General features: G+C 69.0%; 20 protein-coding genes and 1 pseudogene. 9 read left to right on the forward strand and 12 right to left on the reverse strand.

The window, feature by feature from the left end; all coding sequences use genetic code 11:
- Positions 1-70: 70 nt before the first annotated feature.
- The 6 genes from AC1RRF_RS15805 to AC1RRF_RS15830 form a co-directional block, all read right to left on the reverse strand.
- Positions 71-457: a hypothetical protein gene (locus AC1RRF_RS15805; protein ID WP_492836225.1), complete on the reverse strand. Its 387-nt coding sequence runs from the start codon at positions 455-457 to the stop codon at positions 71-73.
- A gap of 41 nt (positions 458-498) precedes the next feature.
- Positions 499-1,119: an aminoacyl-tRNA hydrolase gene (gene pth / locus AC1RRF_RS15810; RefSeq protein ID WP_492836227.1), complete on the reverse strand. Its 621-nt coding sequence runs from the start codon at positions 1,117-1,119 to the stop codon at positions 499-501.
- Positions 1,120-1,196: 77 nt separating this feature from the next.
- The gene (locus tag AC1RRF_RS15815; protein ID WP_492836229.1) at positions 1,197-1,880 is read right to left on the reverse strand and encodes a 50S ribosomal protein L25/general stress protein Ctc; all 684 of its coding nucleotides are present in this window, start codon (positions 1,878-1,880) and stop codon (positions 1,197-1,199) included.
- Positions 1,881-2,018: 138 nt separating this feature from the next.
- Positions 2,019-3,098, reverse strand: coding sequence for a hypothetical protein (locus AC1RRF_RS15820; RefSeq protein ID WP_492836231.1), 1,080 nt, complete (start codon positions 3,096-3,098; stop codon positions 2,019-2,021).
- Between the two features lie 162 nt (positions 3,099-3,260).
- A complete protein-coding gene (locus tag AC1RRF_RS15825) occupies positions 3,261-4,409 on the reverse strand; it encodes a hypothetical protein (protein ID WP_492836233.1) in 1,149 nt (382 codons plus the stop codon).
- Between the two features lie 76 nt (positions 4,410-4,485).
- Entirely contained in the window at positions 4,486-5,418 is a 933-nt protein-coding gene (locus AC1RRF_RS15830; RefSeq protein WP_492836235.1) for a ribose-phosphate pyrophosphokinase, read from the reverse strand.
- A 207-nt stretch (positions 5,419-5,625) separates the two neighbouring features.
- On the opposite strand from AC1RRF_RS15830, the gene AC1RRF_RS15835 reads away from it, so the two are divergent.
- Both AC1RRF_RS15835 and recN read left to right on the forward strand, forming a co-directional pair.
- A complete protein-coding gene (locus AC1RRF_RS15835; protein ID WP_492836276.1) occupies positions 5,626-6,483 on the forward strand; it encodes an outer membrane protein assembly factor BamD in 858 nt (285 codons plus the stop codon).
- A gap of 144 nt (positions 6,484-6,627) precedes the next feature.
- Entirely contained in the window at positions 6,628-8,328 is a 1,701-nt protein-coding gene (gene recN, locus AC1RRF_RS15840; RefSeq protein WP_492836237.1) for a DNA repair protein RecN, read from the forward strand.
- Here recN and AC1RRF_RS15845 read toward each other — a convergent pair.
- The 6 genes from AC1RRF_RS15845 to AC1RRF_RS15870 form a co-directional block, all read right to left on the reverse strand.
- Positions 8,325-9,137, reverse strand: a complete 813-nt coding sequence (locus AC1RRF_RS15845) for a hypothetical protein (protein WP_492836239.1) — start codon at positions 9,135-9,137, stop codon at positions 8,325-8,327. The two genes, recN and AC1RRF_RS15845, sit on opposite strands and share 4 nt — an antisense overlap.
- 67 nt (positions 9,138-9,204) lie before the next feature.
- Entirely contained in the window at positions 9,205-10,011 is an 807-nt protein-coding gene (locus AC1RRF_RS15850) for an inositol monophosphatase family protein (RefSeq protein WP_492836241.1), read from the reverse strand.
- 98 nt (positions 10,012-10,109) lie between these two features.
- Complete coding sequence (efp, locus tag AC1RRF_RS15855; RefSeq protein WP_492836243.1) at positions 10,110-10,679, reverse strand: elongation factor P; 570 nt, start codon at positions 10,677-10,679, stop codon at positions 10,110-10,112.
- Positions 10,680-10,772: 93 nt separating this feature from the next.
- On the reverse strand, positions 10,773-11,318 hold the full coding sequence (locus AC1RRF_RS15860) for a tryptophan-rich sensory protein (protein ID WP_492836245.1): 546 nt from the start codon (positions 11,316-11,318) through the stop codon (positions 10,773-10,775).
- A gap of 95 nt (positions 11,319-11,413) precedes the next feature.
- On the reverse strand, positions 11,414-11,914 hold the full coding sequence (gene bfr / locus AC1RRF_RS15865) for a bacterioferritin (protein WP_291836522.1): 501 nt from the start codon (positions 11,912-11,914) through the stop codon (positions 11,414-11,416).
- A gap of 153 nt (positions 11,915-12,067) precedes the next feature.
- Positions 12,068-12,253: a (2Fe-2S)-binding protein gene (locus tag AC1RRF_RS15870; RefSeq protein ID WP_492836247.1), complete on the reverse strand. Its 186-nt coding sequence runs from the start codon at positions 12,251-12,253 to the stop codon at positions 12,068-12,070.
- 159 nt (positions 12,254-12,412) lie between these two features.
- Here AC1RRF_RS15870 and AC1RRF_RS15875 point away from each other — a divergent pair, with 159 nt between their 5' ends.
- The 7 genes and pseudogenes from AC1RRF_RS15875 to AC1RRF_RS15905 all read left to right on the forward strand — a co-directional run.
- Positions 12,413-14,395 carry a beta-propeller domain-containing protein gene (locus AC1RRF_RS15875; RefSeq protein WP_492836249.1) on the forward strand — a complete coding sequence of 661 codons (1,983 nt, stop codon included), beginning with the start codon at positions 12,413-12,415 and terminating at the stop codon, positions 14,393-14,395.
- A 31-nt stretch (positions 14,396-14,426) separates the two neighbouring features.
- Positions 14,427-15,086, forward strand: a complete 660-nt coding sequence (gene thiE / locus AC1RRF_RS15880) for a thiamine phosphate synthase (RefSeq protein WP_492836251.1) — start codon at positions 14,427-14,429, stop codon at positions 15,084-15,086.
- A gap of 73 nt (positions 15,087-15,159) precedes the next feature.
- Complete coding sequence (locus AC1RRF_RS15885; protein WP_492836253.1) at positions 15,160-16,839, forward strand: sensor histidine kinase; 1,680 nt, start codon at positions 15,160-15,162, stop codon at positions 16,837-16,839.
- A gap of 136 nt (positions 16,840-16,975) precedes the next feature.
- On the forward strand, positions 16,976-18,397 hold the full coding sequence (locus AC1RRF_RS15890; protein ID WP_492836255.1) for a cytochrome ubiquinol oxidase subunit I: 1,422 nt from the start codon (positions 16,976-16,978) through the stop codon (positions 18,395-18,397).
- Positions 18,397-19,428, forward strand: a complete 1,032-nt coding sequence (gene cydB, locus AC1RRF_RS15895; protein WP_492836257.1) for a cytochrome d ubiquinol oxidase subunit II — start codon at positions 18,397-18,399, stop codon at positions 19,426-19,428. The genes AC1RRF_RS15890 and cydB overlap by 1 nt, the downstream gene beginning before the upstream one ends.
- Complete coding sequence (locus AC1RRF_RS15900; protein WP_492836259.1) at positions 19,403-19,570, forward strand: hypothetical protein; 168 nt, start codon at positions 19,403-19,405, stop codon at positions 19,568-19,570. The genes cydB and AC1RRF_RS15900 overlap by 26 nt, the downstream gene beginning before the upstream one ends.
- A gap of 18 nt (positions 19,571-19,588) precedes the next feature.
- A pseudogene (locus AC1RRF_RS15905) lies at positions 19,589-19,794 on the forward strand (hypothetical protein); the annotation flags it as partial.

The raw sequence follows: 19,794 nt of genomic DNA on the forward strand, positions 1-19,794 counted from the left end.
CTGAAACAGAGAAAGGCCCGCGCCGCCGGACGGCGTGCGGGGTCAGGCGCGGGTCAGCGCCGGGTCTGCTTCAGGCGTGGGGAGGGGCGGTCGAGGGCGGTCGCGGCGGCGCGCGCGCGGGCGGCGGCGGGCTGGCGATCAGGGCGGTGAAGGTCGACGCCGGGGTGACGGCGGGCGTGGCGCAGGGCTGGGGCGCCGGCGGGGTCGGCAGGACAGCGGCGACAGCCATGACGCAGGCGGCGCATTTCGGCGGCGGGACCGAACGGTCCGGCTTGCCGTCGGCGTCGACGCGGATGGTCTGCGGCCCGTCGCTGGAGCAGAGCACCAGGGTCTCGCCCGGGCGGGCGGCGGCCATGGCGGCGTAAGGCAGCAGGGAGCCGAGCACGATCGCGAACGTCGCGGCCATCAGGGCCAGCGAACGCCAGATCGACCAGGATTCGGTCTGCGGACGGGTCACGGGCGGTCCATAGCCGTGATCGGGGCGGACAGGAAGCGCGGCTATTCGCCCTTCTGCGCCGTCTGGCGCGGGCTGAATTTGGGCGCGGGGGCCAGGCGCATGACCTCGCCCTGATAACGCTCGTCCTCGCCGGCCAGAGCGAAGGGCAGGGCGTCGGCGCAGGCGTTCAGCATCGCCTCCAGCCACGGCTGGTCGGCCTTGGCGAAGTCGCCCAGCACGTGCGGCATGACCAGATGGCTCTCGCCCGGGTGGCCCACGCCCATGCGGCCGCGGCGGAATTCGGCGCCCAGATGGCTGATCAGGCTGCGCACGCCGTTCTGGCCCGCCGCCCCGCCGCCGGTCTTCATGCGGAAGCGGCCGGGGGCCAGGTCGATCTCGTCATGGAAGACGATCACCTCGGACGGCTTGATCTTGTAGAAGCGCGCCGCCTCGCCGACGGCCCGGCCGCTCTCGTTCATATAGGTCTGGGGCTTCATCAGAAGCACCTTCACCGGTCCGGCGGCGGTGGGGACCTCGCCCTCGCGGATCACCGACTGGAATTTGGCCCGCTCGGGGCCGAACGACCAGCGGCGCGCAATCTCGTCGGCGACCATGAAGCCGATGTTGTGGCGGTTCTTCTCGTATTTCGGGCCCGGGTTGCCCAGGCCGGCGACGATGATCATGGCTGAGGTCCAGACAAGGAAACGGCCCCATCCGTAACCGGAAGGGGCCGCTCCAGAAACAGGTGATCGAAGGGGGCTTAGCCTTCGGTCGTTTCGCCTTCGGCGGCGTCTTGCTCGGTCGCCGGAACCTCGGCGGCGGCTTCGGCCTCGGCGGCGACTTCGGCGTCGTGCGCCTCGTCGGCGGCTTCGGACAGGGCGGCCGAAGAGGTCTTGATCGAAGCGATCACGAAGTCACGGTCGGCGATGGTCGGCTCGACGTCCGAGGGGACCTTCAGGTCCGACCAGCGGATGGTGTCGCCCAGCTTGTGGCCGGCCAGATCGACGATCAGGTCTTCTGGGATGTGGTTCGCCGGAACCTTCACCTCGACCGAGTGACGGACGATTTCCAGCGAGCCGCCCTGACGGAAGGCCTTGCACTGGTCTTCGTTGATGAAGCGGACCTGGATCTCGATCTTGATGGTCTGGTTTTCATCGACGCGCATCAGGTCGAAGTGCAGCGGGCGGTCCGACACCGGGTCGAACTGCACGTCACGGGCGATGACCGGCTGGGTTTCCTTGCCGTACTTCAGGGTCACCAGGTGGCCCAGCAGCTTGCCGGTGTAGAGGGACTTGCGGAAGTCCTTCTCGTTCACCGAGATGGCGACGGGGGCCTTGTCGCCACCGTACAGGATACCGGGCACCATGCCGGCGCGACGGGCGGCGCGGGCGCCGCCGGTGCCGACGCCGTCGCGGACGTCCACGTTCAGAATGATCTCGGCCATCTGGCTCGCCTCAACAGAAACAGAAACGCCGCGCCAACCGGGGCCCGCGCGGCGGGGGTCATGAACCCTCGAATTCAAGAGCGCGGGCTATTACACGCTAGCGCCGGAGGACGCAACCGCTGTCGCGCCCTGTTTGACTCAACGACCGCTGTTCAGCGCCGCCGTGGCCGAGGTGGAGGCCGCCGCGGCCTCCGCGGCGATCGGCGACTGGACCGGTCCTTCGGCCCCGGCAACGGCGGTCGGGGTCAGCTCAGCCGGGACCGGCGTGATGTTCTGGGCGGTGCAGGTCGACAGGTCGCGGGCGATGTGGCGGCCGACGCAGAACATGTCCTCATAGCTCGGGCGCGAGGCCGCAAGGCACTGGAACAGCATCAGTTTGGACATGTTGAGGCAGAACTCGCTGTTCTGGTCGACGGTCATGGCCTCGGTGTTGGCGCGCGACTCCTCGCCGCCGGCGCCCAAGGCGGCCAGGGCGGCCAGGGCCAGTGAACGGACCACCGCCGGGGTGTAGGGCGGGCCCGAGCGGTTGGTGGTCACGCCCAGGCCGCTGCCCGAGTTGGCGGCGGCGAACAGGCGGGCCGATTCTTCGGACGACGGCAGCATCTGGGCCGCCGACAGGGTCTTGGCGCTCTGCAGGCGGACTTCGCGGTTCGGAATATGGGTGGTGGCCCAGCGGCGGCGCGGATCGCGGCGCTCCTGAATGGTGTAGGCGTCGCCCTCGACGCCGTCGGCGATGACCAGCATGGCGGCGACGTCGCGGCTCAGGGTGCTGACGATCAGGCCGGCGGCGGCGTCGGCGCCCGGCAGGGTCGCGGCGGTGGCCGGATCGGCGATGATGCGGGCGATCATCTCCTGGCGGATGGCGGGATCGACGGCGTAGGTGCGCACGCCCTGCACGAACTCGGGCGACTGCAGCGCCAGGATCGAGCCGTAGGCGATCATGCCGCGCGACAGCTGGGCGGGCTCATAGGCGGCGCCTTTGCGGATGGCGGCCTGGATGGCTTCCGCGTCCGTGAAGCCGCCGGGCGGGATGGTGCCGACATCGCGCATGAAGGCGACGTAGATCGAGGCGGCCTGGGCCACGCCCTCGTTCATCGACAGGGCCGGCGGCGGGGGCGGCGGAGGGGGCGGAGGCGGCGGAGCGACCGGTTCGTCGGTGGCGCAAGCCGCGAGCACGGCGGCGGCGGCGATTGCGGCGAGCGCGAGCCCGCGGCGCATTTGACCCTTGAACATGAAAAACCCCGACCCACGGCGCCCATCCGGCAGGGCGCAGACGACTGACTGGCACATATATCGCGGCGAAAAGGGTTCGCCGAGCGTTAATCCCAGCGTTGCAGGAAGTCCGCCATCACAAGGAGATGATTCTCCTCGCTCGGGAGTTTATCCCGGCCCGGTATTGAGACGCTCGGTGGCCGTTTGCGCCGGAGCCGGCGAAGCGGGGGTGCGGACCGGGGGCGCGGGCGGAGAATCGGCCAGCGGCGACACGGCGATGCGCGGCGGTTCGGGATCTGCGACGGTCAGGGGCGATACGATGACACTGCCGGCGGGCATGGCCGCGCCACGCGTGCAGGAGGCGATGTCCCGCACGATGTGCCGCCCCAGGCAGAAGACGTCCTCATAGCTGGGGCGAGAGGCCGCCAGGCACTGGAACAGGTTCAGCTTGGACTCCGTCAGACAGGTCTGGCTGACCGGATCGTTCTGCAGCGGTTCCGTCCGCGCGGCGTCCGACGCCTCGCCCAGGGCCGCGAGCGCGGCGATGGCCAGGGCCCGCTCCACGACCGGCGGATAGGGCGGCTCGCGCCGCCGGTCGCCGGAGAGGCCCAGTCCCGACCCGCTGTGCGCGGCGGCCAGCAGGCGGGCCGCCTCGGGCGCCGAGGGCAGTCTCGCCTGGGTCGAGCGCGTCTTGGCGTCCGCCAGCCGGCTTTCACGGCCCACGACCTGGGCGACGGCCCATGAGCGGCGGCCGTCCGCCTGGATGGCGTAGGCGTCGTTCTCGATCGAATCCGCGGCCCGGTTCAGGCTGGTGATGTCGGTGCGCAGCGTGGTCACGATCAGGCCCGCGGCGGCGTCCGCGCCCGGCAGGCTCGAGGCCCAGCGCGGGTCGGCGACGATGTTGGCGGCCAGTTGCTCACGGGTGGCGCGGTCGACGGCGTACTGGCGCACGCCCTGCACGAACTCGGGCGACTGCAGCGCGATGATCGAGGCATAGGCCACCAGCCCGCGCGACAGCTGGGCGGGATCATAGGCCGATCCGCGGCGGATCGCGGCCTGGATCGCCTCGGGGTCCTGGAAGCCGCCCTCGATGGCGGCCATCTCGCGGCTGAAGGCGACATAGACGGACGCGGCCTCGGCGACGCTCTGGTTCAGGCTGATCGGCGGCGGCGTACGCGCGGCCAGTTCGGCCGCCTGCCGCGCGGCTTCGATCTCGGCGGCCTTCTCGGCGGCGTTCTGGGATGCGCAGCCGGCCAGCAGGGCGGCGACGGCGAGTACGGCCACGGCGAGGCCGCGGCGCTGGACGAGCGAACCCATCAAGTCTCCTTCGAAAACGACGCCCCGCGTCGAAGTCTCAGGCGCTAATGGGGCGAGACCGTGGACGTTCCCTCGATCAGTCGAAGAGTTTCGACACCGATTCCTCGTTGGCGATGCGCCGGATGGCCTCGCCGATCAGCGGAGCGACCGACACGCGGCGGATCTTGGAGCAGTTCAGGACCTCGTCCGGCTGCTCGATCGAATCGGTGATCACCAGTTCCTTCAGCGGGCCGTCGGCCACGCGCTGGACCGCCGGACCCGACAGCACGCCATGGCTGATGTAGGCCGAGACCTCGGTGGCGCCCTTCTCGATCAGCGCCTTGGCCGCGTTGACCAGGGTGCCGCCCGAATCGACGATGTCGTCGAACAGGATGCATTCGCGCCCCATGACGTCGCCGATGATGTTCATGACTTCGCTCTCGCCCGCCTTGGGACGGCGCTTGTCGACGATGGCCAGGTCGACGTTCAGGCGCTCGGCCAGCGAACGGGCGCGCACCACGCCGCCGACGTCGGGCGAGACGATCATCAGATTGCCGCGCGTGTAGCGATCCTTGATGTCCTGGGCGAGGACGGGGGTGGCGACCAGATTGTCGGTCGGGATGTCGAAGAAGCCCTGAATCTGGCCGGCATGCAGGTCCATGGTCAGGACCCGGTCGGCGCCCGCGCGGGTGATCATATTGGCCACCAGCTTGGCCGAGATCGGCGTGCGGCCGCCGGTCTTCCGGTCCTGCCGGGCGTAGCCGAAGTAGGGGACGACCGCCGTGATCCGCTTGGCCGAGGCCCGCACCAGGGCGTCGGTGAGGATCAGCAGCTCCATCAGGTTGTCGTTGGCGGGATAGCTGGTCGACTGGATGATGAAGACGTCCTCGCCGCGGACGTTCTCTTCAATTACGGCGAAAACCTCGTTGTCGGCGAACCGCTTCACCTGGGCCTTGGTCAAAGGCATGTCGAGGTGGGTCGCTATCGCCTGGGACAGGGTCCGGTTGGAGTTGCCAGAGAGCAGCTTCATGTCCGGTCATCCTTTCGCCGTCATCGCCCGGCTGACAATGCCGCCGTTGCGCTGGCGCGCTACATATCAGGGGACGGCTCAGCCACAAGGCGCGCGGACGAATTTCTCGCCCGTTAGCGTCGCATTGGCGCGCATCGATCCGCTGGTGTAGAGATCGCGTCTGAATTCCGGGGGCGCCGACGGGTGAGCGCCCGCCGGCCTGTCATGTTGAGGTCGTCCTTGCCTGCTTCGAAGATTCGCACCGGCCTTGTCCTGTCGGCCGTTGCCTTGTCGGTCCTGGCCGTTTCGGCGTGTAACCGCGGCGGAAGCCGCCCGCGCCTGGCCTATGAGGAGCGCCCGGTCGAGGCGCTCTACAACACCGGCTATACGCGCCTGCAGTCCAAGCGTTGGGCCGATGCGATCGACTACTTCCAGGAAGTGGAGCGTCAGCACCCGTATTCGGAATGGTCGCGTCGCGCGATCCTGATGCAGATCTACGCGTATTATCAGGACGATCACTATCAGGAGGCGATTGCCGCCGCCGACCGCTTCATCGCCCTGTTCCCGGGCAATCCGAGCGCGCCCTACGCCTTCTACATGAAGGCCATCTGCAACTTCGAGCAGATCACCGACGTGGGCCGCGACCAGGGCTACGCCCAGGCGGCGCTGGACGGCCTGCGCGATGTCGCCCGCCGCTATCCCGGCACGTCCTACGCCATCGACGCCACGGTCAAGATGGACATGGTCAACGACCAGCTGGCCGGCAAGGAAATGGCCATCGGCCGCTACTACCAGCGCGCCAACCAGCCGCTGGCGGCCATCAACCGCTACAAGACGGTCATCGACAACCAGTCCTTCCAGCGCACCTCGCATACGCCGGAAGCCCTCTATCGCCTGGTCGAGGTCAATCTGCAGCTCGGCCTGAAGGATGAGGCCATGCGCAACGGCTCGGTGCTGGGCTTCAACTATCCGGGCAGCCCCTGGTACGCCGAAGCCTATGCCCTGCTGTCCGAGGAAGGCGTCCGTCCGGACACCGCCCCGACCGGTAAGCGCGAAAGCTGGCTGCGTCGCCTGATCCCGGGCTGACGTTTTCGCTTTGTTCCGCTATTCCCGGGGTTGTCCCGGGAGGCGGTTGCTCCGCATTCTCCGGCGTCGCCTGAGAAAACGATTCGCCTTGCTCCAGCTTCCTGACCGCGTTTCCGGCCGTTCGCTTCTTTCGGGGAGCCTGCCGTGCTGACCGCGCTTTCGATCCGCGACATCGTGCTGGTGGACGTGCTGGACCTGGATGTTCGGGACGGGCTGACCGTGCTGACCGGCGAGACCGGGGCGGGCAAGTCGATCATCCTGGACGCCTTGGGGCTGGCGCTGGGCGCGCGCGGCGACGCCGGCCTGGTGCGTAACGGCGCCAAACAGGCCAGCGCCACCGCCGTCTTCACCGCCCCCGACGACCCCGTCCTGCTCGCCCTGATCGCCGACAGGGGCTTCGACGTGACGCCGGGCGAGGAGCTGATCCTGCGCCGCATCGTCGCCGCCGACGGCCGCAGCCGCGCCTTCGTCAACGATCAGCCCGCGGGCGTCGCCGCCCTGCGCGAGATCGGCCAGGCCCTGGTCGAGGTGCACGGCCAGCACGAGACCGTCGGCCTTCTGGACTGGAAGACCCACCGCGCCCTGCTGGACAACTACGGCGGCCTGTCGCCACAGCTGGAGGCCGTGGCCGCCGCCGCCGAGGCCCTGAAGACCGCCGAGCGCAAGGTCGCGGACCTGAAGGCCGCCGCCGCCGACGCCGCCGCCCATGCGGAAGAGCTGACCCTCAACCTCGCCGACCTTGACGCCCTGGATCCCCGCGCGGATGAGGAGACCGAACTGGCCGGAGAGCGCGCCCTGCTGGGCGCCGCCGAAAAGGCCATGGCCGACCTGACCGACGCCCGAGCCTCGCTGGGCGGGGACAAGCTGTCGCGCAACCTGTCGGCGGCCCTGCGCGCGGTCGAACACGCTCGCACCCGCGCGACCCAGTCGGGCGCGGAGGGCGACCACCCGTTGCTGGTCAAGCTGACCGCCGCCGCCGAAGCCATCGACCGGACCCTGGTGGAGGCGGAGGAGGCGCTGGCCTGCGTCGACGCCGCCGCCAACGCCTTCGATGTCGAGCCCGGGCGGCTGGACAAGACGGAAGAGCGGCTGTTCGCCCTGCGCGCCGCCGCCCGCAAGCTGAACACCTCGGTCGAAATGCTGCCGGTGCTGCGCGAGCGCTTCCGCGAGCAACTGCGCCTCATCGAGGACGGCGCGGACGCCATCACCGCCGCCGAACGCGAGGCCTCGGCGGCGCGCGAGGCCTATGATCTGGCCGCGACCTTCCTGACCTCGGCCCGGGAAGCCGCCGCTGAGCGTCTCACCGCCGCCGTCATGGGGGAGCTGGGGCCGCTGAAGCTGGAGCGCGCCCGCTTCCGTGTCGCCTTCGAGCCGGTGGCGGACGGCCGTCGCGGCCCGCTGGGCGTCGAGACCGTCCGCTTCGAGATCGCCACCAACGCCGGGACCGCTTTCGGTCCGCTGGACGCCATCGCGTCGGGCGGCGAGTTGGCCCGCTTCGCCCTGGCCATGAAGGCGGCGCTGGCCGGGCGCGAGGACCAGCGCCAGCCGGTGATGATCTTCGACGAGGTCGACCAGGGCGTCGGCGGCGCCGTGGCCTCGGCCGTGGGCGCGCGCCTGCAGCGGCTGGCGCAGGGCGCGCAGGTGCTGGTCGTGACCCACAGCCCGCAGGTCGCCGCGCGCGGCCACGCCCACTGGAAGGTGCGCAAGTCGGACCACGGCGGGATGACGGCCACCACGGTCGATACGCTGGACGAGGATCAGCGGCTGGAGGAGATCGCGCGGATGCTGTCCGGGGCGACCATCACCGACGAAGCGCGCGGCGCCGCGCGGGCGCTGATCGGCTAGTTCGCCGGCGTCGAACAGACCACCTGGCCGCTGGGCACGGTTGCGGTCCACATCAGACGCAGACGTCGGATCGAGTGCAGCCAGCGGCGCTCGAGTTCGGCTTGAAACGGCTCGATCTCCACGCCCGGAAGGCAGGATCGCAGCATCGGCTCCTCGACCAGGATAAGCCCACCCTTGCCCGGCCATCCGCTCAGGCCCCTGACCTCGTCCGATCCCGGGGTGCGATAAAGCAGCCACCCGGGCGCGATGCCGTTGCGTTCCGCGAAAACGGCCTGCCGTTCGACCAAGGCTGCCAACTTGATCCGAGCCTGCTCAATCCGGGCCACGATGTCGGCTTGGGCGACGCCTTGCGTCCGCATCTCCGCTTCATCGCTCGTCAGAAACCGGTCGACGGTCCAGGGATCGGCGCTGCCATGTATCTCTATCAGTGCGCCGGGTTCGACCACGATCCGGCCGGCGAGAGGCAGGAAGTAGTTGGCGCAAGCGGATGAGCATCGCCCCCGCACATGCATGGTCATCCGCCGCCCTTCGAACCGCTGCGCGATGTCCAGAGCCGAGAAGACATCGCCGCCGGGCGATTGCAGGATCAGTTCGCGAGTGGTCGGCTGGAACGTGGCCGCGACACAGGCCGCCATCTCGGCGGTGACGGGGCCGGTCAGTAAAAACCGTTCAGCGGTTTCCTGACGGCAGGCGGGAGCGGTGGTGGTGAGAGCCCGAGGGTCTTCAACAGAGGTGTGAGCGCAGCCGCTGACGATCAAGGCGGCGACGACCGCCGCCCATGGCCGGATTCTCGAGACAACCGACGCCATCAAACTTCTCCCCCGCCTTCGAGGAGCTTCGCCAAGATGTCCCGTTGCGGCAAGTCCGCCGGTTAGATCAACTGCCCTGCAGGACCTTGCGCAGCCCGCCGTGGATGTCGGTGTTGCCGGCCAGGACCTGCTTGCCGTTCTTGGGATCGCCATCGATGTCGATCGAGGTGACGATGCCGCCGGCCTCGGTGACGAACAGGATGCCCGCCGCCACGTCCCACGGGTTCAGGTTGCGCTCGTAATAGGCGTCGTACCGGCCGGCGGCGACCCAGGCGAAGTCCAGGGCGGCCGAGCCGAGGCGGCGGATGCCCGCGACGCGCTGGCCGACGGCGTGGATGTCCTTGATGGCCTGGGCGTGGCCGGTCTTGCCGATGAAGGGCAGGCCGGTGGCGATCAGGCTCTCCGACAGGTCGCGGCGGCCCGCGACGCGGATGCGCCCGTCGTTCAGGTAGCAGCCCTTGCCCTTTTCGGCCCAGAACATCTCGTTCATGACCGGATTGTAGGTCACGCCCGCCACGATCTCGGACGAGCCGTCGGGAGCGTAGCGCTCCAGCCCGACCGTGATGGCGAAGTGGGGCATGGCGTGCAGGAAGTTGGTGGTGCCGTCGATCGGATCGACGATCCAGCGGTGCGACTTGTCCGAGCCCTCGATCATGCCGCGTTCCTCGCCGAGGAAGCCGTAGCCCGGTCGGGCCTTGGTCAGCAGTTCGAAGAGGGTCTCTTCCGCCTTGATGTCGGCGGCGCTGACGAAGTCGCCCGGGCCCTTGCGGGACACCTGCAGCTGGCTGACTTCACCGAAGTCGCGCAGCATCGGGCGGGCGGTCTTACGGACCGCGTCCATCATGACGGTGAGCAGGGCGGAGGCGAGGGCCATCGGGAATCTCCTGGTCCGCATGTCCTGAAAAGGCGCTCTGGCCCGGACATGCGGAGAAGTTCAAACGCTGATCGGCCCCGGATGGAGCCGATGAAAACTCAGTCCGCGCGACGGACGTATTCGCCGGTCGTGGTGTCGACGACGATCTTCTCGCCGACGCCCATATAGGGCGGGATCATGATGCGCACGCCGTTGTTGGCGATGGCGGGCTTGTAGGAGGACGAGGCGGTCTGGCCTTTCACGGTGGGCTCGGTCTCGACGACTTCCAGATTGACCTGGTCGGGCAGCGACAGGCCGATCGGACGCTCTTCGTGCAGTTCGATGACGACCTTCATGCCTTCCTGCAGGTAGGGGATCCGCTCGTCGCCGACCCAGTCCTTCTGCAGTTCGATCTGCTCGTAGTTCTCGTCGTTCATGAACACGAGGGAGTCGCCGTTGTCGAACAGGTACGAGAAGTCGCGCTGTTCCAGCGTGACGCGCTCGACCTTGTCTTCCGAGCGGAAGCGTTCGTTGAGCTTGTTGCCGGTTTCGAGGTTCTTGGCCTCGACGTTGGCGAAGGCGCCGCCCTTGCCCGGCTTGACGTGGCTGGCCTTGGTGACGACCCACAGGCCGCCGTTCACTTGCAGGACCATGCCGGGCTTGATGGTGTTGCCGTTAATCTTGGCCATGGATGTCTCGGAAGGTTGAGGCGCAGCCCTTGCGGCGCGCGCGAGCGGGCGCAGTCCGTAAAGGAAGCCGCGTCATCCGGCAAGCTGGGGGCGTCAGTGCAGCGTCGCCCCGCCCTCGGCCTTCTTCTGCACCATGTTGGCCAGCGCCACCTGTCCGCCGACCGGGGCGGCCAGCTTGCCGGCGCGGGCGTCCAGCTTGCGCGCTTCGTGGGCGAAGGCGGCGGCCATGCCGGCGGACGACATCGCGGCGGCGATCTGCAGGCCCCGGCTGGCGGGCCGCATGGCGATCCAGACGGCGTTCAGCGCCTGGGCCGCCGCCCACAGGCCCATGGCCAGGTTGCGCTCGGGCGCCCGAGGAGCGTTCCACACCCGCACCGCCGACAGAGTGGTGGCCGAGAAGACGGCGGGCAGGATCAGGCTCAGGGATCCGCGCGGACGCTCGGTGATCGGCGCGTCGGACTCGGTCAGGTGTTCGGGCCGCGGCCGGATGGTCCGTTTGGCGAAGGCGGTCGCGGCCAGGGCGAAGCCGACGGTGAGCGCGACGCCCAGCACGACGTGAGCGACGTTGCGGCCCTCGGCGTTCAGGAAATCGGTCGCGGCGTCCTGAACGTCGTCGAATACGTCATCGATATCGGTCATCCGGGCCTCCAGCTTGAGAGGGGAATGAGCCGGATGGGGGAGGGGTTCCGCCGGGCCGTCTCCCTCCCCCGAAGCGGGGCGGGAGACGCTTCGACTCAGTTCCCCGTCGCGCTCTTGTCCGGGGCGATCTCGGTCATGGCCGACTGCAGGTAGTTCTGCTCGCCCAGCTGTTCGATCAGCTTGTGCTGGGCCTCGAGGAAGTCGATGTGCTCCTCGGTGTCGGCCAGGATGCGCATGACCAGGTCACGGCTGACGTAGTCCTTGGCGGCCTCGAACTGCGTCACCGCGGCGACCACGACGTCGCGCGAGCCCAGCTCCAGCTGCAGGTCGGCGCCCAGGCATTCGATCGCGCTCTCGCCGATCTTCAGCTTGTGCAGGTCCTGCAGGTTGGGCAGGCCGTCCAGGAACAGCACCCGCTTGATCAGCATGTCGGCGTGTTTCATCTCGCCGATGCTCTCGTCGTAGATGATCTGGCCCAGGTGCTTCAGACCCCAGCTCTCGAACATGCGGGCGTGCAGGAAATACTGGTTCACCGCCGTCAGTTCGTTGGTCAGGATCGCATTCAGCGTCCGGATGATCGCGGGGTCGCCCTTCATGGCCGTCGTCCTTGCGGTAGCGGCGGCTCCAAATCCGGAGTCGCCTGATTTCCCGCCGTTCATAACACGAACAAACGCCCTGTGTTCACTTGCGAACACTTATCACGACATTGAAATTGCGAGTAAAAATCGCCTGCAGCTGGGCTGAGAATGCTACTCAGCAGCGAGGGCGAAGGCCTGCTGCGTTTCCTGAATCATCTGGCGCATTTCGCAGACGCATTTGGCGCACTGGGCCTGGCACTGATGCTTGATGAAGACGTCGCGCGGACGCGTCGCGCCCGCCTCGATGGCCGAGGCGACGTCACGTTTGCGAAGACCGTTGCAGTTGCAGACGTACAAGGAGGCGAACCCACTCAATGCGAATGGTTCGCTATAGCAACGCGAATGCGGCGAATGCAAGTCGTTCGCACGCCGGACGCGCCGTCCGTCAGATTTCGATGGTTGTTCACGGCTCAGCTGTCTGGTCCCCTGTGTCCGGGACGGAGACGGAGCGGGACGATGCGGAACAGGGCGACGCGACTGGCGGCTTTGGGACTGGCGGGTCTGGTTCTTCTGGGGGCGAACGCGGCGACGGCGCAGGCAGGCGGGGACGGGCTAGCCTCGTTCCGCTCGGAGGCTCAATTGCGCGCCTTCCTGCTGGAGCGCGTCGCGCCGCCCGCGCCGCCGCCTCCGCCTCCTGCGCCTCCGCCGGCGCCCGGCGCGGACTATGTCGCGACCCTGCCTTCCAGCGAAGCGCAGGCCGGCCCGTTCGAAGAGATCGTGGTCACCGGCAATCGGATTTCGGCGGATCCCTCCATCACCAACACCCAGGAAGCGGATGTCGACGAGGGCGGCATCGTCAAGGTGCGGGGCGACTATCTGGTCATCCTGCGCCGGGGGCGGCTGTTCACCGTCTCGACGGCGGGAGGCGGGCTGCGCCCGGTCGATTCGATCGACGCCTATCCGCCGGGGGTCGATGCGGGCGGCGACTGGTACGACGAGATGCTGGTGTCCGGCGATCAGGTGGTCGTCGTCGGCTACAGCTACGAACGCGGCGGGACCGAGATCAATCGCTTCCGCCTGTCGCCGGATGGGCGGCTGAGCTTCCGAGACGCCTATCACATGCGGTCCGACGACTATTATTCGTCGCGTAACTACGCCTCGCGCCTGGTCGGAAATGAGCTGATCTTCTACGCGCCGCTGGATCTGGGGTGGCGGACTGATGTGCTGGACGTCCTGCCGGGCGTGCGGCGCTGGACTGGGGACAAGGACGCGCCGTTCCGCCGCATCGCCGGGCCGCGCCAGGTCTTCATCTCGCCCCAGCTGCGCCGCGCCGAAGACGGGGAGATCGACACCCTGCACGCCGTCAGCCGCTGCGACCTGGCGGCGCCCGAGCTGACCTGCGACGCGACCGTGGTGCTGGGCCCGGAGGGGCGCAGCTTCTACGTCTCGTCCGAGGCGGTCTATCTGTGGACCTCGGATACCTGGCGGAGCTGGCAGGAGAACGCCCGCGAAGACGGCGCCCAGTCCTCGCTGTACCGCATCCCGCTGGACGGATCCCGGCCTCAGGCGGTGTTGACCCGGGGCGCGCCGCTGGACCAGTTCTCGTTCCGCGAGGATCGCCGCAGGGGCGTGCTGGAGGTCTTCGTCCTGTCCGAGGGCGGCGGTGACGAAATGTGGCGGCCCGAGTTCGCCGAAGGCGCGCCGGCTCTGCTGCGCCTGCCGCTGGATCGCTTCGGCGACGGATCGCGCGAGGCGCCCGCGGGCGCTTACCGCTTCCTGCCGCGCCTGCCCGGCGACAATGAGATGCACAACCGCTTCGCCGGCGATCACCTGCTGTACAGCGGCAATGTCTGGGACGCCTCGTCACGGCGCGAGAGCGGCGCCCTGAAGGTCGTGCCGGTCCGGTCCGGCGTGGTGCAGAACCTGGTCTTCGCGGAACCCATCACGCGGCTGGAGGTGCTGGGGCGCGACGCCCTGATCGTCTCCGGCAACGACGAGGTGGCCTTCAGCACCATTGACCTGTCCGGCGCGCCTCGCGTGATCGACCGCTACGTCGCGCAGGCCGACGGCGAGGCCGAGAGCCGCAGCCACGGCTTCTTTTTCCAGCCCGACGCCGCCGACGGCGCATCGGGCCTTCTGGGGTTGCCCGTCCGGCGCGCGCTGAACGCGCCGCGCCGCGACTATCTGTTCAACAGCAGCACCGACATGCTGTTCCTGCGCCGGGACAGCCGGCGACTGTCCGAACTGGGGCGGCTGACGTCGGAGGCCGACCGGGCGGTCGATGACGACTGCGTCGCCTCGTGCACCGACTGGTACGGCAATGCGCGGCCCATTTTCTTGCGCGGCCGGGTCTTCGCCCTGCTGGGCTATGAACTGGTCGAAGGCCGAGTAGAGCAGGGCGGGGTCCGCGAGATCGCACGCATCGACTACGCTCCGACCCGGCCGGTGAAGCCGCAGAAAGGGGCGGTGAAGGGGACGGAAGGGGCAGGCCTCGATTGACCTTCGGCCCGGTTCGTCGCACTCCCCGGACATGGCCAGAGAACCCGTCGTCCCGCCGCGTCCGCCGTGTGCGCTGTACCTGATCACGCCGCCGGCGATCCCCGATCTGCCCGCCTTCGCCAAGACGTTGGGCGAGGCGCTGGACGCGGGCGCCGTCGCGGCCCTGCAGATCCGTCTCAAGGATGTCGATGACGCCGCCGTCCTGGCCGCCGTCGCCGCGCTGAAGCCGGTGGCCGCTGCGCGCGGCGTGGCGGTGATCCTGAATGACCGCCCCGACCTCGCCGCCCGCTCGGGCTGCGACGGCGTGCATGTGGGGCAGGGCGACGCCTCCTACGCCGAGGCGCGCCGGACCCTGGGGGCGGACGCCATGATCGGCGTGACCTGCCACGACAGCCGCGAGCTGGCCATGGAGGCCGCTGAGGCGGGGGCCGACTACGTCGCCTTCGGGGCCTTCTTCCCGACCACGACCAAGGAAACGATGCACCGGCCCGAGCCGGAGATCCTGACCATCTGGCAGGAGACGGTGGAGACCCCCTGCGTCGCCATCGGCGGGATCACCGCCGCCAACGCCGCCGACCTGGCCCGCGCCGGGGCCGACTTCGTGGCCGTCAGCGGGGCCGTGTGGGGCCATCCTCAAGGTCCAGCGGCGGCGGTTCGTGAGCTTGATCAGGTGCTTGCGGCGGCCTTCTGACCTTCAGGGGATGTTAGGAAGCGCCCGGTTAGGTAGCGGTGAGAGTTTTCGCCTGCCGGACCAGATTATGACGATGAGCCGCGTGCTCGATCCCCAGCCCGTTCCTGTGGTGGAGGCAGCGGCCCGTTCGCGCCCGGCCCCCGCGGACGCGTCTGCGACGAGCGGCATCGGTCAGCCCCTGGCGCCGATCTTCACCGCCATGGCGGTGATGGTCCTTACGATCATGGCCCTGACCTTCGCCCGCACCGCCGACATGGTCGCGGCCCTCTGGGGCGCCGGCGGCCTGGCGGTCGCGGTCTGGCTGCGCACCTCGCGCGGTCCGCTGTACGACGCCTGCTTCGCCGGCCTGCTGGCCTGCGGTCTGGCGGCGGGCAACCTGCTGGGGGGCAATTCGACCAAGACCACCCTCATGTTCACCGTCGCGAACATGATGGACATCTACTGCGCCGTCCTGATGGCCCGCCGATTCGCCCCGACGCTGAATCTGGCCTCGGTCGAGGGCGCCAGCCGCTTCCTGATCAGCGCCGCGGTGCTGGCCCCCCTGCCGGCCGCGGCCCTCGTCGGCGGCATGCTGTGGTGGCTTAACGGCGCCGATTTCATGGAGACGGCCCAGACTTGGTGGTTCGGGCATGCGCTCAGCATCGCCGTGGTCGGCAGCTTCGGCCTGGCCCTGACCAAGCGCGAGGTCATGCGTTTGCGGTCTCCGGCGCGGGCGACGGAGGCGGTGGTCCTGCTCGGCCTGCTGACGGTCGTGAACCTGCTGATCTTCGGCATGCAGTCGCTGCCGATCAGCTTCGTCACCCTGCCGCTGCTGCTGCTCATCGCCGTGCGCCTGCGCCTGCTCGGCGTGACGGCGGCGCTGCTGATCATCAGCGTGCTGGCCATCGGCGGCAGCATGCTGGGGCACGGTCCTTATGCGAGCGCCTTCAACGGCGCCGACCGCGCCATGATGGCCCAGCTGCTGGTCCTGTTCGGCTACCTGCCCATCCTGCTGGTGGCGGCCCTGCTGGAGGAGCGCGATCGCCTCGCCGACCGCGCCAAGGCCGGTCAGGTCCGCGCCGAGCGCGCCTCCGAGGCCAAGTCCCGCCTGCTGGCCAATGTGGCGCATGAGATCAAGAGCCCGGTCGGCGGCATCATCGGCATCGGCGAGTTGTGGCGCGCCGGCCAGCTGGGCCCGGTCACCCCGACCCAGAGCGAGATGGCCGAGATGCTGGTCAAGACCGCCCGTCAGGTCGAGGCGCTCTCCCACGACCTGCTCGACGTGGCCCGCGCCGAGTCCGGCGCCGTGAAGGTCGAGCTGCGGCCCACCGACGTGCCCGGCGTCCTGGACGACGTCCGCCGCGCCACGGCCCTGCGTCCGGAAGCCCAGGGCATCCGCATCGATCTGGTCAGCGAAGGCGACGGCCTGGTGGCCCTGGCCGACTCCCAGCGCCTGGTCCAGGTGATCGGCAACCTGACCTCCAACGCGGTCAAGTACGGCGGGTCCGGCGGGGTGGTCATCCTGCGCGCCAGCCGCATCCATGACGGCGTCCGCATCGAGGTCATCGACCACGGTCCGGGCCTGACGGCCGAGAAGCAGACCCAGCTGTTCGAGCCCTTCAACCGGCTGGGCCTGGAACGCTCGACGGTCGAGGGGCACGGCATCGGCCTGGCCCTGGCGAAGCGTCTTGTCGAACTGCAGGGCGGCTCCATCGGCGTGACGTCGACGCCGGGCGAGGGCGCCTGCTTCTGGGTCGAACTGCCCGCGGCCTGAATCGCTCCGAAGCCGATCTCCTACCGACAAACTGGGTCTTTGCGACGTTCCGACGCGCGGCCGAACGCGCATCGACTTTGCCTCAGCTTGGGCGTAAGACCACAAACAAGGTAGGGCTATTCGGAAGGATCCGGCCGTGGAACTTGATGCGCTGCTGCTGTCACGCCTGCAGTTCGCTTTCACCGTCTCGTATCACATCCTCTTTCCGGCCTTCACGATCGGCCTGGCGGCCTTTCTGGCCGTGCTGGAGGGGTTGTGGCTCTGGACCAAGAGGGACGCCTTCAAGACCCTCTATCTGTTCTGGGTGAAGATCTTCGCCCTCAGCTTCGGCATGGGCGTCGTCTCGGGCATCGTGCTCAGCTACCAGTTCGGCACCAACTGGTCCGAGTTCATCCGCATCACCGGCGGCGTCATCGGACCGCTGCTGGCCTATGAGGTCCTGACCGCCTTCTTCCTGGAGGCCTCCTTCCTGGGGGTCATGCTGTTCGGGTGGAAGAAGGTGGGGCCCAAGCTGCACTTCCTGGCCACCGTCCTGGTCGCCGTCGGCACCTCGATCTCGGCCTTCTGGATCCTGTCGGCCAACAGCTGGATGCAGACGCCGCAGGGCTTCGAAATCCTCGCCGACGGCACCATGCGGGCGACCGACTTCGCCGCCGTGATCTTCAACCCCAGCTTCCCCTCGCGCCTGGCGCACATGTTGCTGGCCGCCTTCCTGACCACCGGCCTAGTGGTCGGCGCGGCCTCGGCCTACCGCGTGCTCAAGGAGCGGGCGAAGGGGGCGGTCCAGGGCTGGACTGAAAGCCGCATCTCTCTGGTCATGGCCATCGGCCTTGTCGCCGTCGTCGCGCCGCTGCAACTGGTGGCGGGCCACTGGTCGGGCGAGGTGGCGCATGAGCACCAGCCGCTGAAGACCGCTGCGATCGAGGGGTATTGGGAAACCCGCTCGGACCAGCCGCTGCACCTGTTCGGCATTCCCGACCGCGCGGCCCAGAAGAACCATCTGGAGGTCTCGATCCCCGGCATCGGCAACATGATCCAGAACGTGCCCAAGGACGAGGTCATCAAGGGTCTGGACCAGTGGGCGCCTGATGATCAGCCGCCGGTCGCCATTCCCTTCTTCGCCTTCCGGGTCATGGTCGGCCTGGGCCTGCTGATGATCGCTCTGGGCCTGGGCGGCGTGTGGCTCTACTGGCGCAAGCGGCTGTTCGACAGCAAATGGTTCCTGCGCTTCTGCGTGGCCATGGGGCCGTCGGGCTTCATCGCCGTGCTGGCCGGCTGGATGGTGACCGAGGTCGGACGCCAGCCGTGGGTGGTCTATGGCGTGCTGCGCACCCGCGACGTGGTCTCGCCGGTCACGGCCGCCGAGGTGGCGACCAGCCTGATTGCCTACATCAGCGTCTATGCGGTGGTCTTCACCGCCGGCGCCCTCTTCATCCTGCGCCTGATGGCCGAAGGGCCCGTGGCCGCCGCGGCCGAGCCTGACGTGCGTCAGGACCGCGCCCCCGGCTCGGCCCTGGCCAAGGCGCCGGCGGACACCACTCCCGGAGACGATGCGTGATGCTGGACCTGCCGCTGATCTGGGCCGGGCTGATCGCCACGGCCGTCCTCCTCTACGTCGTCCTCGACGGCTTCGACCTTGGGGTCGGCATCCTGTTCCCCTTCGCCAAGCGCAAGGAAGAACGGGACGTGATGATGAACACCGTCGCCCCCGTGTGGGACGGCAACGAGACCTGGCTGGTGCTGGGCGGCGGCGGCCTGCTGGCGGCCTTCCCGGGCGCCTTCTCGGTGTTGATGCCGGCCCTCTACCTGCCGGTGCTGCTGATGCTGGCGGGCCTGATTCTGCGGGGGGTGGCGTTCGAGTTCCGCTTCCGCGCCCGCAACCGGGGCCGGAAATTCTGGACCCAGATGTTCGCCGGCGGCTCGATCCTGACCGCGGTGGCGCAGGGCCTGATCCTGGGCGGCTTCATCCAGGGCGTGACCGTGGTCGACGGCCGCTTCGCCGGCGGGCCCTTCGACTGGCTGACGCCCTACACCCTGCTGGTCGCGGCCGGCCTGGTGGCGGGCTACGCCCTGCTTGGCGGGGCCTGGCTGATGCTGAAGACCACGGACAACCTGCACGGCGACGCCAAGCGCTGGACCCTGCTGTCCAGTCTCGCCGTCGGCGCGCTGCTGGCGGCGGTCAGCGTCGCCACCCTGTACACGCATCATCGCATCGGCATGCGCTGGGGCATCGATACGGCCGAGATCCAGATCGCCTGGAATGTTCTGGCGCCCCGACTGGCCATCCCGGCGCTGGGGCTGGCGGGTCTGGCGACGATCGTGATCACGGCGCGCAAGGGCTCGCATCACTGGCCCTTCGTCGGCGCGCTGCTGGTCTTCCTGTCCGGCTATCTGGGGCTGGCCGTCAGCTTCGCCCCCTATGTCGCGCCCTATGCGATGGACTTCCGTCAGGCGGCCGCACCCGACAACGCCCTGGCCCTGATGCTGTGGGGCACGGCGTTCATCCTGCCGCTGATCCTGATCTACACGGCCTGGGTCTACTGGGTCTTCCGCGGCAAGATCGATGAGGAGTCCGGCTATCATCATTGAACCCGTTCCCCCGCCCGGTCCCGGCGAGACCGGCGGCCCGTTGTGGAAGAAGCTGGCCTGGTTCGTGGCCCTGGCGATCGCGGCCTCGGCGGTCACCGCCGTCGTCGCCTATGGTCTCAGGGCCTTGCCGTTCATGGGCTGAGGGGCGAAGGTCGCGGTCATGAAAGCCTCTGTCGCGTCCGCCGCCGCCGTCCTTCTCCTCGCCGGAGCCGCCCAGGCCCAGACGGCGCCACCGAGCGGGGCGCAGCCCCAGACGCCGCCGCCCGCGCCCGCGGCCGCGCCCGGCGCGGACTTCACCCGCGACCTGAACGCCGGCCCGCCGCGCCCGGCGACCTACCTAGCCCCCGCGCCCGCGCCGGTTACGAC

The sequence above is a fragment of the Brevundimonas sp. GW821-FHT12C05 genome, assembly GCF_058807475.1.

Coding starts and splice junctions, on each gene's coding strand:
- pth (WP_492836227.1), bottom strand. CDS start 1,119: ATGATCATCGTCGCCGGCCTGGGCAACCCGGGCCCGAAATACGAGAAG.
- AC1RRF_RS15815 (WP_492836229.1), bottom strand. CDS start 1,880: ATGGCCGAGATCATTCTGAACGTGGACGTCCGCGACGGCGTCGGCACC.
- AC1RRF_RS15820 (WP_492836231.1), bottom strand. CDS start 3,098: ATGCGCCGCGGGCTCGCGCTCGCCGCAATCGCCGCCGCCGCCGTGCTC.
- AC1RRF_RS15825 (WP_492836233.1), bottom strand. CDS start 4,409: ATGGGTTCGCTCGTCCAGCGCCGCGGCCTCGCCGTGGCCGTACTCGCC.
- AC1RRF_RS15830 (WP_492836235.1), bottom strand. CDS start 5,418: ATGAAGCTGCTCTCTGGCAACTCCAACCGGACCCTGTCCCAGGCGATA.
- AC1RRF_RS15845 (WP_492836239.1), bottom strand. CDS start 9,137: ATGGCGTCGGTTGTCTCGAGAATCCGGCCATGGGCGGCGGTCGTCGCC.
- AC1RRF_RS15850 (WP_492836241.1), bottom strand. CDS start 10,011: ATGGCCCTCGCCTCCGCCCTGCTCACCGTCATGATGGACGCGGTCCGT.
- efp (WP_492836243.1), bottom strand. CDS start 10,679: ATGGCCAAGATTAACGGCAACACCATCAAGCCCGGCATGGTCCTGCAA.
- AC1RRF_RS15860 (WP_492836245.1), bottom strand. CDS start 11,318: ATGACCGATATCGATGACGTATTCGACGACGTTCAGGACGCCGCGACC.
- bfr (WP_291836522.1), bottom strand. CDS start 11,914: ATGAAGGGCGACCCCGCGATCATCCGGACGCTGAATGCGATCCTGACC.
- AC1RRF_RS15875 (WP_492836249.1), top strand. CDS start 12,413: ATGCGGAACAGGGCGACGCGACTGGCGGCTTTGGGACTGGCGGGTCTG.
- thiE (WP_492836251.1), top strand. CDS start 14,427: ATGGCCAGAGAACCCGTCGTCCCGCCGCGTCCGCCGTGTGCGCTGTAC.
- AC1RRF_RS15885 (WP_492836253.1), top strand. CDS start 15,160: ATGAGCCGCGTGCTCGATCCCCAGCCCGTTCCTGTGGTGGAGGCAGCG.
- cydB (WP_492836257.1), top strand. CDS start 18,397: ATGCTGGACCTGCCGCTGATCTGGGCCGGGCTGATCGCCACGGCCGTC.
- AC1RRF_RS15900 (WP_492836259.1), top strand. CDS start 19,403: ATGAGGAGTCCGGCTATCATCATTGAACCCGTTCCCCCGCCCGGTCCC.